This is a genomic window from Campylobacter sp. P0085 (assembly GCF_002139495.1).
Taxonomy (GTDB): domain Bacteria; phylum Campylobacterota; class Campylobacteria; order Campylobacterales; family Campylobacteraceae; genus Campylobacter; species Campylobacter devanensis.
The window spans coordinates 19,405-34,722 of record NZ_MJKB01000006.1 but is presented as its reverse complement, the minus strand read 5'-3'; the positions used below and the strand labels follow the sequence as shown (position 1 = coordinate 34,722).

The following is a 15,318-nucleotide window of genomic DNA, read 5'->3' as shown; positions in this document are numbered from 1 at the left end:
TGATTATATCGATATATACTTTAAACAAATTTAAATTTAGACAACTTTTATTAGGATATCTGCTATTATATAACGCTATGTCTAAGCCCAGTTGAATTTATCATTTGTTTCAAGCCTTATAGTAACCTCGCAAAAAATGCAAAAACAATTGTAACATAATCTAAAATCTCTATAAGCTCAATCGTCTCTTTTAAAATTTCCATCAATATTCCTTAAATCTAATATATTTAAATATGGAAATTTTTTGATTACTCCATCTTAAATTAACCCTTTAGAGCCTTTATCCTAAACAAACAGCATAAGATGTTATCAAATATTGTGTTAAAAAGAATTTAAAATAAAATTATATGGGTAATGTTATTTTTATTAAAAACTATTCATTATAACGATAAATTATTCCATAAATTAGATCAAATAATTTGTAATTTTACATATTCTAGATATCGTTTTAAATTTGACTTTTGACTACGACTCAATGCAATGAAGCTATCATTTAATGTAATTTTTTTAGCATAATTTAACGGTTTAAGCGTACTAAGTGAGAGCATAATCCCGCCACTTTGATGCAATAAAAAATCACCCGCAGCCGTATCCCAAATATGCGAACCATAAAATCTTATAAAAACTCCAACTTCTTGGCTTGCTAGTTGGCTAAATTTAATCGCTGAACCAAGCGTAGCTAAATTTAAATTAAACTCTTTAGCAAAATTTTCAATCTGCGTCATATCAGCTGAACGACCGCTAATTAAAATATTTGAACCATCTAAATTTAAAGTATTATTTACTAGATTTAGACTTTGTAAATTTTCCTTATATTCCCCTATTTTCTCAAAATTTCTAAATACTGGCGCACCTGCAAAGCTACTATAAATCTCTTTGCTAAGTGGAATATATATAACTCCTAAAATAGGCCTAGAATGCCAAATTAAAGCTATACAAACGCAGAACTCTCCATTTCTAGCAATAAATTCCTTTGTTCCATCAAGCGGATCAACAAGCCAAAAAAGCGCATCTTCATTTCGCATATGAAAAGGCAAAATACTCTCTTCAGAACATATAGGAATTTGTGTCGATTGCAAGTGGGTAAATATCGCTTGATTTGCTACTAAATCAGCAGTAGTTAAGGGTGAGCTATCACTTTTTAAAGATAGCTCAAATTTATCATAAACAGCTAAAATAGCCTCTCCTGCAGCCAAAGCTGCAGAGATGGCAATGTCGTGAAGCTTACTCAGGTTGAGATGCTGGTCCAACATATAGCTGTCTTGGGCGAACAATTTTGATATTGTCTTGAGATTTTAGCTCCATCCATTGGCTTAGCCATCCTGGAACTCTACCCATTACAAATATAGCCGCAAACATCTCATTTGGAATTCCCAAAGCTTTTAAGATTACGCCACTATGGAAATCCACATTTGGATATAGATTTCTAGATACGAAATACTCATCATTTAGAGCTATCTCTTCGATTCTAGTAGCGACTTTAATTAGATTGCTATCTATACCGATTTCATCGATTAGTTTATCTCTTAATCCTTTTAAGACTTTGGCTCTTGGGTCAAAGTTTTTATAAACTCTATGTCCAAAGCCCATTAGGCGGAATGGATCGTTTTTGTCTTTTGCTTTTTTGATAAACTCATCAACTCTATCTGGAGTACCGATCATCTCAAGCTGTCTTATAACGCCCTCATTAGCACCGCCATGAGCGTGTCCCCATAAAGCACCAATACCAGCACTTATGCATGAGTATGGATGAGCGTGAGTAGAGCCAACTGTCCTAACAGTTGTAGTAGAGGCATTTTGCTCGTGGTCAGCGTGAAGCATTAAGATCGTATCAAAGGCTTTAACTTCGATTGGTTTTAGATCTACTCTATTGTGTGGGAATGCTCTTAACATATATAAGAAATTCTCTGTAAATCCACGATCAAGATCTGGATATACAGTTGGGAAGCCACGAACATGACGATAATAAAATGCTATCATTGTTGGAATTTTTGCTACCATTCTTTTAGCTAATTCCATATAATCTTTCATATCATCAAAGTTCATATCTCTTTTATAGTAAGCACTCATAGTAGCTACACTTGCTTGTAAAACCGCCATCGGATGAGCCTTATCAGGGAAACAATCAAATAGTTTTATCATCTTTTCATTTAGATAGCTTCTCTCTTTTAGCTCTTGGCGAAATGCGTCTAGCTCCTCTTGGCTTGGGAGTTTGCTATTAAATAATAGATATACCAAATCTAAATATCTTTTATTTTCAGCAAGCCACGCTATATCATAGCCTCTATGCATCAAAGTCCCAGCCTCACCATCAATATATGTGATAGCTGAACGACACATTGCGGTGCTAGTATAGCCCCTATCAAATGTAAACATACCAGTATCTTTGTATAGATTAGATATATCTATAACGCTAGGCCCTAAAGTACCATCAAGAATAGGAAATTCATAGCTTTTTCCATTTCTATTGTCAGTTAATGTTACTGTGTTACTCATTTTTATCCTTTTATTAAAATTTTTTATATCTTATCTAAATTTTATTTAAATTAAATTGCCCTTAAATATCTAACTTAATTATTTAAGGCGAAATTTAAGATAATTTGTAAATTTTATTAATATCATAGACAAAATCACCTCAAAAATACTAGCGATAATAAAAGCAAAATATAGCTCTTTTGCTATATTTCCAGCATTATAAGCTACCGTAGCCACCGCTACTAAAAGCGTAAGTGGCATTGAGAGTGATAAGCCAAAAAGAATACTATCATATAATCCAAAACGCTTTACAAATATCATTGAAGATATCACTCGCACAATAATCATAAATATCATCAATTTCACAGCATTATCAAGCACCCCAGGAACCAAAAGATATTCAAGCTCCACGGTTGTACCAATATAGACAAAAAATATCGGTACCAAAAATCCAAACCCAAAGCTACCAAGCTTATGTGGAAGATCTTTTTTGTGATTAAAAAATGTAGCGATAAAGCTCCCAGCGATAAAAGCCCCAAGGACAATCTCTAAATTCAGATATATCATCACCGCTACAGTGCTAAAAAATAGCGCCATAGATAGGCGGATATCCTTTTCGCTCTTATCATCGTGAGGCATTAGTAGAATTTTGAGATTTGGATACCACCAAAATAGCACTTCAAGCCCCTTAAATCCAAGCACACAAAGCACAATAAATAGTATAAGATAGTATATACTACTAAACAACTCAATAGAGCTACCAAATTCAATATACGCTGACATAAGGGTTAAAAGAGCGATACTAAGCACCTCACCTATACCACCAGCGATCATAGCGGTATTTAGCCAAGGCTCGTTTTTGCCATACTCTTTAAATAGGGTAGATAAAATTCCAACCGACATAAGTGGCACCACCACAATGACCAAAAACGCCGGCGATATAAACGCACTAAAAACCCCAGCCACAATATATAAAATAGTTAGATAAGCAAGAGCTAGCTTTATAATGCTTTTTTCTATTTTAAAAAAAGATTTCAGATCTATCTCAGTCCCAGCCAAAAACATTAGATAAAAAAACCCAACTTCAGCTACTATCTTAAATGCCTCACTATGTGGTATAAACCCAAAAAACCCAAAGATTATCCCCATCATAATCTCTATAGGGGCGATTGGGATTTTAGAAATTTTAGAAAAATATGGCGATATAAAGATTATAAACGCCAAAACAAGTAAAATAGAAAGTTCATTAATGGCACTGTGTTGCAAACTCAAAGCCTCGTTTTTTAAGCTCTTCTATATCCTTACTAGCAGCCTCGCCACTAGTAGTGAGATAATCTCCCACGACAATAGCACTAGCTCCATTTTCTAATATCTCATATTGTCTATCGCCAAGGATTACCTCTCTACCGCCAGCTACCATTATTCTAGTATTAGGCAGAGCTTTAGTGCTATCTCTTAATATCTCTAAGGCTTCATCGGCACTAAGCTTTGGCTCTTTGATTTTTAAAGCGGGATTTGGGATAAAGAAATTTATTGGACTAGTAAATGGATTTAGCTCTTTTAGTGAGTTTCTAAAGCTTATTCTATCTTCATTACTCTCTCCCAGACCATAAATCCCGCCACAGCAAAGCTCAAGCCCAGCTCTTTTGGCGTTTAAATTCGTCTGAAATCTCTCATCCCAGCTATGAGTAGAACAAATTTTAGGAAAGTATTCACGGCTTGTTTCAAGATTGTGATTATAGCTGAAAATTCCAGCATTTTTAAGCTCTTTTAAGCTCTCATAACTCGCACTTCCATTACACGCTATCAGTAGCAGTTCGGGCACCTCTTTTTGTAAAGTTTTGGCAGTTTGGCAGATAAACTCAAGCTTTTTGTCATCAAGTCCCCTACCACTAGTAACTAAGCAAAAACCAAGAGCTTTATTTGCCTTAGCCATTTTAGCCTCTTTTAAAATTTGTTCTATGCTTTTTTGTTTATATCTATTTATATCAGCTTTTACATGAGCACTTTGAGTACAATACGCACAATCTTCAGGGCAGTTGCCACTACTAACATTACATATCGCACATAGCATTACTACTTTATTCATTATTGCTTACCTCTTCTTTAAATTTACATTGTGGGCACTCTTTGAAATTCCCTTTTTTAAGCTCTTTTAAGACCATTTGTGTATTACATTTTGGGCATTTGTCTATAATTGGTTTATATTTGCTTAGAAAATTACATTTTGGATAGTTGGCGCAGCCATAGAATTTGCCTTTTTTACCAACTCTCTCGACCAATTCTCCATCGCAATCAGGGCATTGAATGCCGATTTTAGATGGCTCTTTCTTCTCAAATTTATTAGAGTTAGCTAGGTTTTTGGTATATTTACATTTTGGGAAATTTAAACAGGCTATAAACTCGCCAAATCTACCCTTTCTCTTAACTAACTCCCCACCGCAATCAGGGCATTTCTCACCTATTGGCTCGGCTACTTTTTGGCTTTTTATATTTGTTTTTCCTTCATCAATCTGTTTGATAAAAGGGTGGTAAAAATTAGATAAAACCTCTTGCCAATCGGCTTTATTTTCGGCTATATCATCAAGCTTTTCTTCCATTTTAGAAGTAAATTCGCTATCTACAATATCTTTAAAATTATCTTCTAATACTGAAGTTATAGTAAATGCTATATCATTTGGGATTAATTGCTTTTTTTCTACTTTGACATAATCACGGCTAGTTAAAAGCGAAATAGTAGGCGCATAAGTGCTAGGTCTGCCAATACCTAGACTCTCTAGCTTTTTGACAAGGCCGGCCTCAGAGTAGCGACTAGGTGGCTCGGTTTCGTGTTTGGTGCTTTCAATACTTTGGATACTCATATTATCATCGATTTTTAAAGGTGGGAGAATTTTATCTTTATCCATATCGCCATAAACTCTATAAAATCCATCGAAAGTAACTTTCTTGCCTAAGAGTTTAAACTCGCAATTTTCGCCCTTTATAATGATATTTTGAATTTCACACACGCTAGGGCTCATTTGCGAAGCCAAAAATCTATTATAAATCAATGTGTATAGCTTTAGCATATCTTTATCTAAATATTGCGAGGCAATTTGTGGTGTAAAGCTCAAATTTGTAGGTCTGATCGCCTCGTGAGCCTCTTGGGCGCCTTTGGATTTTGTGGTGTAGATATTGGCAGTTTTTGGTAGATATTTTGATCCAAATTCACTCTTTATAAGCTCCCTAGCAGCGTTTAAAGCTTCTTTGGCTATATTTAGGCTATCTGTTCTCATATAGGTTATAGCACCCATAAAACCGCTATTTGTCTGGACGCCTTCATATAAACTTTGGGCTAACATCATGGTTTTTTTAGGGCTAAAGCCAAGTCTATTTGATGCACTTTGTTGTAGAGTTGAGGTCATAAAAGGTGGTTGGGGATTAGTTTTACGCTCTTTGGATTCTATGCTTTTGACTTTAAATTTATCATCTTTTATATTATCTAAGATATATTTGGCTCTTTGGGCGTTTGTGATGGTGAGCTTTTCTATCTTTGAGCCTTGAAATTCGATTAACTCAACTTCTAAATCATCTTTAAATTTAGCATCAATGCTAAAATACTCAATAGGCTTAAATTCTCTAATCTCACGCTCTCGATCGACTAGAATTTTAAGAGCTGAGCTTTGGACTCGCCCAGCACTTAAACCTCTTTGAATTTTGATATTTAAAAGCGGACTAAGCTTATAACCAACAATCCTATCTAATAGCCTTCTTGCTTGTTGAGCATTTACGCTATTCATATCTAATTTTCTAGGATTTGCCAAAGCCGCCTCGATAGCGCCCTTTGTGATTTCGTGAAATACTATTCTAGGTAGGGTTTCGGGCTTTTTGCCAATTGCTGTGGCGATATGATAAGCTATAGCCTCGCCCTCTCTATCCTCATCGGTTGCTAGATAGATGGTATCGGCACTCTTAGCAAGCTCTTTAATCTCTTTTACGATAGCAGAGTGATCGCTGCTAATCCTATACTCAGGAGTAAAGTTATCCCCATCTATCTTAATCCCAAAGCTAGATTTAGGCAGATCTCTAATATGTCCCTTACTAGCTATAACCTTATACTCAGAACCTAAGAAATTTTTTATAGTTTTAGCTTTAGCTGGAGATTCAACTATTATTAATTTACTCATATTTCGCCCCAAATTCAGTTAGGCGTAATTTTACCAAAAAACTATAAAATTGATATAAAACAACTTCAAATTTACCCCATTATAAGATTAAAATATCCTAAAATTGACCCAGCTCCAACTCCTTCAAGAACGATAAATAAAGTGGCTAAAATGCTTAAAATTCCTATCCAGACAGCTCTACATTTTGGGATTATGATAGCTTGATTTGGTGATTTAAAATATATACTAATAATAATTCTTAGATAATAATATACCGATATAATAGTATTTATAATACCAAAAATCGCCAAATACGCATTACCGCTTTCAAAGGCACTTGAGAATACATAAACCTTACCCAAAAATCCCACCGTATATGGAAATCCGATAAATGAAAGGCAGATAAGAGTAAATGCCAACGCCCCAAGCGGTGAGCTCTTATAAATTCCAGCAAGAGAGTCGATCTCTACTCTTTGATCTTTAAAAAACGCATTTAAGAGCAAAAAGGCAAATCCCGTTGTAATAGCATAAATAGCGATATAATACACCCCAGCAAATAAAGAGCTATCACCATTGAAACTAGCTAAATTTATAAAGATATATCCAGCATGAACTATCCCAGCAGCTATCAAAATCTTTTTAACATCTATCTCTTTAAGGCTTAAAAAGTTACCGATAAACATACTAAAGACCGCAACCACGCTAAATATAATCGCTAAAATTTCATCCCAGCCGCCGCTATAAAGCAGGGCAAATTTGATTAGCAACCCAAAACTAGCTAGTTTAAACGCCCCAGCCAAATATCCAGTTATACTAGTGCTAGCTCCATAATACACATCAATACTCCAGCGATAAAAACCAAAAATCGCAATCTTAAAAAATATCATCGCAATCACCATTAACACACCAATTGTGGTAATCAAAGATGGCGATGAGAGTTTGCTAAGAATCTCATATTTTGTACTTTGAGTAGTCCCAAATATCAAGGCCGCCCCAAGCAAGTAAAACGCACTCATAAATGATGAGAGCAAGAAGTATTTAAAGGCTGCTTCAATGCTTTTTGAGTTTGAATTTAATGCTATCATCGCATATATGGATATGGAGGCAATCTCGATGAAAATCAAAGTAGTTATAATTTCGCTTGAGATTATCATCCCCATCATACCAAAGGCGGCTAAATTTGCTAATGCTATTAGCTCAGATTTAAAATAGCTCTCATCATCGCTAAAATATATCGTAGCTAAAAATATCATCGTAAGAAAGGCTATAATCACACAAAATATAAACTCAAATTGCCCAAGAGATATAAATTCAGCACAAAAAAACGGCAAATCCCCACCAAGAAGCTCAACCCTAAAAACAAAAAACGAGATTAAAATAACAGCCCAAAAGGCTAAATTTATACCTAAAAGCGATATTTTATTGATTTTTGTAACGCTTAAAAATATATTAGCTACGATAGCGGCGATTGATAGTAAAAAAGGTGTTAAAGCTATCATTATTGCCCCTTTAAATTTGATTTTATGTATTTTTCATAATGGCTTTGGATCGTGCTTTGCGATAGATCCAATATCGGTTTAGGATATAGACCCATTACAAATATCACAATCGCCACCAAACCAAAGGCTATAACTTGAGATTTACTAAGCTCTTTGAATTTATCTGTAACTTCATTTACACTTTGTAAAATCGCCTTGCGATAAACCACAAACATATAAACCGCACCGATGATAATAGAAGTTGTAGCGATAATTCCATAGATTAAATTTGATTTAAATAATCCCACTAAGATCAAAAGCTCAGCCACAAAGCCGATAGTAGTAGGAAGTCCCACGCTTGATAACATCATAATGCCAAATAGCGTAGCAAAAATCGGAGCCTTAGTAGCTATGCCGCCAAGCTGACTAACCTTACGAGTGCCTAGTTGATTAGAGATGATACCCACCATCAAAAACATCGCTCCGCTAGTTAATGCGTGAGCTATAATCTGATATAACGCCCCGCTCATTGCCACACTATCAAGGCTGAAAACCCCAGCTAAGATTAAGCCCAAATGCGACGCCGAAGCAAAGGCCAAAAGAGTCTTAAAGTCATCGCACCTAAGGGCAATTATCCCAAAATATATCATAGAAAATATCCCAAGTGCCACAAAATAGCTAGAAAACTCAACAAAGCTAAGCGAAAATATCGGCAACACAAACCTCAAAATCGCAAACACCGCCACCTTAGACGCAATGGCTGAAAGCATAAAGGTAGCCACGCTAGGAGAGTGTGTGTATGCCCCGCTAAGCCACATATGAAATGGAAACAAAGGAAGCTTAATCACAAAAGCTATCATAAAGCTAAAAAATAGTATTCGCTCTACGCTTAGGCTTAAATTTAAATTCACCAAATCAGCCAAAGCAAAGCTATAAAATCCAAATTCCAAATAGTGTGCCACGCCAAGATAGATAATCGCCCCAAGCATAATCATCGACCCAAATATCGCATAATACATCATATCTAGCATAGCTTTAGCTCTTTTAACGCTCTTACCATACAAGCCAGTCATTATAAATATCGGCAAGAGCATCATCTCCCACCCAGCATAGAAAAATATCAAATCAAGTGAGCTACAAACAGCCAAAAACCCACTCTCGATAAAGAGTAAATTCGCCCAAAAGCCCTTCTCTTGATATCTAAGCACAAAAAACAAAAAAGGCAAAAATATCGTAATAATCAAAATAAGATAGATATTAATCCCATCTACACCAACCATATATGTAATGCCATAGTTTTTAACTAATGGGACGATATCTACAAACTGCATTCCACCAGTCCCATCAAAGCCAAGAGCCATAATAATAGCCAAAATAGCGACCAAAACAGATCCGCCAAAGGCTATAATCTTGCCCCAAAAATTATTACAAAATAGAGCTATAAAAAGCCCCAATAAAAATGGTATAAATATAATTAAACTCAAGATACTACTCATAAAATAGCCTTTGAAAATATGATAATAACACAGATGAAAAATAGCATATAAAATGCATATGAACTAGCTAGACCACTTTGAGTATATCTAGCATAAATTTGGCTAAATGCCTTAAATATCAAGGCGCTAAACTCAACAAGCGGATATAAAATTTTATCATCTATAATCTCACGCAAAAAGTGGCTAATCCGTTTTAAATTCGCCACAAAAACAAGATCATATATCTCATCTATATAGAATTTATTTGCTACAATGCTCTCAAATTTACCCATATTTTCTTCGCAGTTTTTGTAGTTGTAAAATTTCTTATAAGCGATGAAAATCCCAATAATAGATACCGCCATACTCACGACTCCAGCGATTATCTCCACCATTAAAGTTGGATGATCGATATCTAAAAATATCGCCATAAATCCACCACCTAAGGCAAATAGACAAAGGATATAATTCACTCCAAGCATGCTAAATGGCACCTTATGTTGCTTTGGTGCGGGATTTTGTGAGTAAAATACCAAGAAAAATAGCCTAAAACAATAATACGCAGTAAGCCCAGCAGTAAATAACAAAATAGCAAATATAGTATAATGCCCAGAAAGAAGCGCCCCAAGTATAATGGCATCTTTGGAGAAAAATCCAGCAAAAGGGAATATCCCACTAATTGCAAGCATTCCAAAAAGCATTGGATAATATAGCGATTTATTATCTTTTAAATTCCCCATTTTAAAGATATTTTGCTCATGATGAAGCGCTATAATGATGGCCCCAGCACTCAAAAACAGAAGCGCTTTAAAAAATCCATGAGTAAATAGATGATACATAGCAGCCCCAGAGCTGTAGCTAAGCGCAGCGAACATATATCCTAATTGACTCATAGTGGAGTAGGCTAAAATCTTTTTGATATCAGTAGCCTTTGTAGCGATAATCCCAGCAAAGAGCGCACCAGCCGCACCAATACCGGCTAAAACTTCTATTGGCAAGCTAAGCCCAGCAAACAAAAACTCAAATCTAACAACCATATAAACCCCAGCTGTAACCATCGTAGCAGCGTGGATCAAGGCTGAAATCGGAGTTGGCCCAGCCATCGCATCAGGCAGCCAAGTGTATAGTGGAATTTGAGCTGATTTAGCTAGCGCTCCAGCAATGAAACAAAATGCTATAAATATCGCTACACCAGGGCTAAAGCTCACTTCATTTAAGCCAATATAATCAAATTTAACCCCGCTACTAGCAAGATACAACGCAATAAGCCCAATCAAAAAGCCAAAATCGCCAATTCTATTTAATATAAAGGCTTTATTGCCGGCTTTGACATTATCTTTATCGCCAAAATAAAAGGCGATTAATAGATATGAGCATACGCCCACGCCCTCCCAGCCGACAAACATCAAAATCGGATTATTTGCTAAAACTAAAATCAGCATAGAGGCTAAGAATAAATTCATATAACAAAAAAACTTACCAAAGCCCTCATCACCATCCATATAGCCTATAGAATACAGATGTATAAGCATACCCAAAAACGCCACAAATATCGCCATCACCAGACTAAGATCATCAAGATAAAATCCCACATTTATGCTAAATCCAGCGATATCAAGCCAGCTAAATATATCCAAATTCAAGCTACTACCATAGCTATTAATAAACAGCACAGCCATAGCTACAAAGCTAACTACAGGCCCAACCATCCCTAAAAATGCGAAAAATCCTTGAGATAATCCAAGACTCTTTCTAGCAAGATACAAAACCCCAAGCAACAAACTACCAATAATTGGTGCTAAAATTACGATATTAACTAGCATCGCTATCCTTTAACTCTCTAAAGCTATCTATATTTAGGCTCTGTTTTGATTTGTGAAGCAAGGTGATGAGCGCAAGACCAAAGCTCGCCTCAGCAGCAGCTATAGCGATAACTAGCATTACGATCACTTGACCATCTAAATTTAAATTAACCCTAGCAAATATCGCAAAAAGCAAAGCAACCGCATTTAACATAAGTTCAACAGACATAAAAATAGTAAAGATATTTTTACGCAAAATAACACCAAAAATTCCAATCACAAAGAGCAAAATCGCTACAAATATATAATTTTCAACCATTATTTTTGCCTTTTAAAATCGCCACAACCCCTATCAAAGCAGCGGTTAAAAGTAGAGAAATCATCTCAAAGCTAAATCCCCAGTTAAAAAAGAGATACTTTCCAAGTGGTGCGATCTCTCCAAATCCCTCAGGTGCTACCTCGAAGTTACCAGGCATCAAGGCAAGCCAGTAAGCCAAAAAGCCAAAAACGACTAAAGGCAAAGCGGCTTGAATCATCTGTATAAAGCTAAATTTAGCCCATAAGCTATCTGATTTGATATTAAAAAACATCATCACAAAAACCGATAAAACCATAATCGCCCCAGCATATACTACTATTTGGATTAAAAATAGAGTCTTAGCGTATAATAAAAGATACAACCCAGCTATAGCCACCAAAGAGACAATCATAGATAAAGCCCCATGGATAGGCGCTTTAAAGCTAATCAAACCCAAAGCTCCCAAAATAGCTAAAAATGAGAAGTTAATAAACAAAAAATTCTCCATCAAAACTCTCCCCTTTTTCTACTACTAAGCTCATTTATATCGCTAATAAAGCTATCTCTACTACCTTCAACCTTTGTAAATATCCCGCTATCCATTCTTATAGCATCCTTAGGACACGCCTCCACGCAAAGCCCGCAAAATACACACTCCAAAAGATCTATATTAAAGACTTTTGGGGCTTTTTCTTTGCTACTAGGGACTTCATAGGCTTCTATAAATATACATTTAGCCGGACAAGCTGTAGCGCACATATCGCACGCAACGCACTTTAATTCGCCATTATCATATTTGGTTAATCTATGAAGACCACGATATCTAGGGCTGATATCATCGGGTTTTTGCTCGGGATATTCTAGGAATTCAATATTTTTGGTATTGAGTAAATTTCTGATAAAATGCTTAAAAGTTCTAGCCATTCCAGCGATGATATAAAATATATAAATTCGCTCTAAAAGTGGCATTTTTTTTCGTTCGATTTTTTTGACTTTAACTGACATAAACCACCACCAATGCTGTAATAATAATATTTAAAATTGCTAAGGGCATGAGCTTTTCCCAGCCTAAGCGTTGAATTTGGTCATATCTAAATCTAGGTAGAGTCCATCTAACCCAGATAAATACAAGTAGCACTATAAAGGTTTTAAGTGCAAATACCACTAAATTCACCGCAGTAGCTACAATCTCAGCACCAAATTCACCTAAATTTCCATAAAAATATAAGCATATAATATCGATTATAGCCACTATCAGAGCTGTTAAGGCGTAATATATGATATTCTCTTTTTTTCTATGATCTTTACTTATTTTATATCTAGTAACATTATTTTTGCTAACCCACCAGATAAATAATAAACCAAAGATAGTAGCCACGCCAGCTATGCTAAGTAGCACAATCTCATAATTAGCAGCCAAATCAGCCTGTGAGAGATAAGGCAATGAGTATCCGCCAAAAAATATCGTAACTATAAGCGCACTCATAGCAGTCATTGCGATATATTCAGCCATAAAAAACATAGCAAAGCTCATCGCACTATACTCAAGGTGATATCCAGCTACTATCTCGCTCTCACCTTCAGCTAGGTCAAATGGTGCTCTATTTGTCTCAGCAAAAGCACAGATGATAAAGATAATCGCCGCTAATGGTTGAATAAATATCCCCCACGCAGGAAGGCCTAAAAATGAGCCTTGTTGAGCTATCACAAAGTCATTTAAACTAATAGAGTTATATGTAATAATCATACTCACAACAGCTAGACCTAGTGGAATTTCATAACTTATAGCCCCACTAGCTGCACGCAAAGAGCCTAAAAGGGAGTATTTATTGTTTGAGCTCCAACCAGCTAGCATAATACCATAGATACTAAGACTAGCAAATCCCAAATACCATAGCATACCGCCATCAAATGGGATTGCTTGCATAAGGTATTTTACCCCGTCAATGCTAAAATATTCACTAAATGGAATCACAGCTATAGTAAGCGTACTCATCAAAAATAGCACCATCGGAGCGATAGTAAATAACGCTTTGGATCTAATAGCTGCTGGAGTAAAATCCTCTTTTATAGCTAGTTTTAAAGCATCAGCCATCGCTTGGATCAATCCGCCGAGCCTTATACCGGCGATATTAGCTCTATTTGGGCCTGGGCGATCTTGGATAAAAGCTGAAATTTTACGCTCTAATAGCACCAAAACAGGTATCAAAACCAAAATAAAGATCAAAATAAACGCAATCCTAAATATAATTAGCCAAATTTCACTCATGCAAACGCCTTTAATATACTCATATCAAATTCCACCCTGCGACCTATAAATTCAGCGATAATATCGCAAATTTTAGGGCTAAGTGGCTCAAAAGCCCCCTTGCTAAATCGCAATTTTTCATCTATATTTAAGGTATGGCCATCTCTATGATAGCTACTAGCGCAAACTATATCAGCATCGCTATTTGAGCCGATTTTGATGAGGTTATCAAATTCAAATTTATTGATAAATTCAAAATCCCTACCAAGATGAAAAACTATTAAATTTTTAGATTTTTTATCTAAATTTTTATCTATGCCAAGCTTATTTAATCCCACACGATTAGCAGTTTTATTCGGTACTCTAAGCTTTAATCCAATCTCATCTTTAAAGCTCTCATCTCTAAAATCGCTAAATCCATATAAGCCCATATTAAACTCATTAGCCAAAATCTTTAAAGCACTCATCTCTTCAATGCTTAATGAGCTTGAAGCTAAGATATCATATTGATCGCCATTTGTCCTAAGATCTAGAGCCAAAGCGGAGATTTTCGCACTATCATCACGCTTAATTACTTGCTCATCTTTGTAGCTATAACGACCATAATCACAGATGAAATAGCCATTTACGCTACTCTCTCTAGGCCTAAATCTATAAATTTTGCTATCTTGATATTTTGCTTTATTGCTATCGATCCATATAGCGCACCCCCTTTCACAGCCTTGGCAGATTGCGGGGGTCTTTTGTAGGTGCCAAACTCGCTTTTTAAATCTAAAATCAGCCGAAGTCATAGCTCCTACTGGACAGATATCTACTATATTTCCTGCGTATGGATTGTCTATTTTCTTGCCATTCATTAGCATTATGTAGCTATGCTCACCACGACCACCCACGGCTAATTCATTAGTTTGAGTACATATTTGAGTAAATCTCACACACCTTCTACAAAGCACGCACCGCTCTTCATCATGGATTACCAAAGAGCCAAGATCCTCTCTTTTGCCTTTTTTTACCTTCTCGGCTAGACTTACTTTGGACTCTTGTAGATCAAATTTCATATAATAATCTTGTAAATCACACTCACCGGCTTGATCGCATACAGGACAATCAAGCGGATGATTGATAAACTCAAGCTCTAAAATTCCACGCTGGACAGCCCTTGTAAGCTCGCTATTTATCTTGATCTCCATACCCTCTTTTATAGGCGTATCGCATGCGATTTGGGGGCGTTTTTGGCCTACTACTTCTATTAGGCACATTCTACAATTACCACTTACGCCAAGCGCTTCATGATAGCAAAAGTGTGGAATTTCAATATTATGCTTTTTTAGCTCAGTGATTAGATTGCCCTTTTCATTTACGCTAAATTTCTCGCCATCAACTATAATCTCTACCAT

Annotated in this window: 13 protein-coding genes; all 13 read right to left on the bottom strand. The window is 35.9% G+C overall.

Annotated elements, in window-relative coordinates; translation table 11 throughout:
* Window positions 1–410: 410 nt before the first annotated feature.
* Window positions 411–1,250, bottom strand: coding sequence for a 3'(2'),5'-bisphosphate nucleotidase CysQ family protein (locus tag CIGNP85_RS07445; protein WP_179187403.1), 840 nt, complete (start codon window positions 1,248–1,250; stop codon window positions 411–413).
* The gene (locus tag CIGNP85_RS07440) at window positions 1,225–2,496 is read right to left on the bottom strand and encodes a citrate synthase (RefSeq protein ID WP_086243497.1); all 1,272 of its coding nucleotides are present in this window, start codon (window positions 2,494–2,496) and stop codon (window positions 1,225–1,227) included. Before CIGNP85_RS07440 ends, CIGNP85_RS07445 begins: the two co-directional genes overlap by 26 nt.
* A 78-nt stretch (window positions 2,497–2,574) precedes the next feature.
* Window positions 2,575–3,741, bottom strand: a complete 1,167-nt coding sequence (locus tag CIGNP85_RS07435) for a cation:proton antiporter (protein WP_086287716.1) — start codon at window positions 3,739–3,741, stop codon at window positions 2,575–2,577.
* The gene (locus tag CIGNP85_RS07430) at window positions 3,722–4,564 is read right to left on the bottom strand and encodes a biotin synthase (RefSeq protein WP_236845614.1); all 843 of its coding nucleotides are present in this window, start codon (window positions 4,562–4,564) and stop codon (window positions 3,722–3,724) included. Before CIGNP85_RS07430 ends, CIGNP85_RS07435 begins: the two co-directional genes overlap by 20 nt.
* Window positions 4,557–6,641 carry a type I DNA topoisomerase gene (topA, locus tag CIGNP85_RS07425; RefSeq protein ID WP_086287714.1) on the bottom strand — a complete coding sequence of 695 codons (2,085 nt, stop codon included), beginning with the start codon at window positions 6,639–6,641 and terminating at the stop codon, window positions 4,557–4,559. Before topA ends, CIGNP85_RS07430 begins: the two co-directional genes overlap by 8 nt.
* Before the next feature lie 71 nt (window positions 6,642–6,712).
* A complete protein-coding gene (locus CIGNP85_RS07420; protein ID WP_086287712.1) occupies window positions 6,713–8,119 on the bottom strand; it encodes an NADH-quinone oxidoreductase subunit N in 1,407 nt (468 codons plus the stop codon).
* Window positions 8,119–9,594: a complex I subunit 4 family protein gene (locus CIGNP85_RS07415; RefSeq protein ID WP_086287710.1), complete on the bottom strand. Its 1,476-nt coding sequence runs from the start codon at window positions 9,592–9,594 to the stop codon at window positions 8,119–8,121. Before CIGNP85_RS07415 ends, CIGNP85_RS07420 begins: the two co-directional genes overlap by 1 nt.
* Window positions 9,591–11,396 (bottom strand): NADH-quinone oxidoreductase subunit L, encoded by a 1,806-nt coding sequence (nuoL, locus tag CIGNP85_RS07410; protein ID WP_086287708.1) that lies wholly within the window; start codon window positions 11,394–11,396, stop codon window positions 9,591–9,593. Before nuoL ends, CIGNP85_RS07415 begins: the two co-directional genes overlap by 4 nt.
* Entirely contained in the window at window positions 11,386–11,694 is a 309-nt protein-coding gene (gene nuoK, locus CIGNP85_RS07405; RefSeq protein ID WP_086252676.1) for an NADH-quinone oxidoreductase subunit NuoK, read from the bottom strand. The genes nuoL and nuoK overlap by 11 nt, the downstream gene beginning before the upstream one ends.
* On the bottom strand, window positions 11,687–12,181 hold the full coding sequence (locus tag CIGNP85_RS07400) for an NADH-quinone oxidoreductase subunit J family protein (protein WP_086237595.1): 495 nt from the start codon (window positions 12,179–12,181) through the stop codon (window positions 11,687–11,689). Before CIGNP85_RS07400 ends, nuoK begins: the two co-directional genes overlap by 8 nt.
* Window positions 12,181–12,678, bottom strand: coding sequence for a NuoI/complex I 23 kDa subunit family protein (locus CIGNP85_RS07395; protein ID WP_086226884.1), 498 nt, complete (start codon window positions 12,676–12,678; stop codon window positions 12,181–12,183). The genes CIGNP85_RS07400 and CIGNP85_RS07395 overlap by 1 nt, the downstream gene beginning before the upstream one ends.
* Window positions 12,668–13,942 (bottom strand): complex I subunit 1/NuoH family protein, encoded by a 1,275-nt coding sequence (locus CIGNP85_RS07390; RefSeq protein ID WP_086287707.1) that lies wholly within the window; start codon window positions 13,940–13,942, stop codon window positions 12,668–12,670. The genes CIGNP85_RS07395 and CIGNP85_RS07390 overlap by 11 nt, the downstream gene beginning before the upstream one ends.
* Complete coding sequence (locus CIGNP85_RS07385) at window positions 13,939–15,318, bottom strand: 2Fe-2S iron-sulfur cluster-binding protein (RefSeq protein WP_086287705.1); 1,380 nt, start codon at window positions 15,316–15,318, stop codon at window positions 13,939–13,941. The genes CIGNP85_RS07390 and CIGNP85_RS07385 overlap by 4 nt, the downstream gene beginning before the upstream one ends.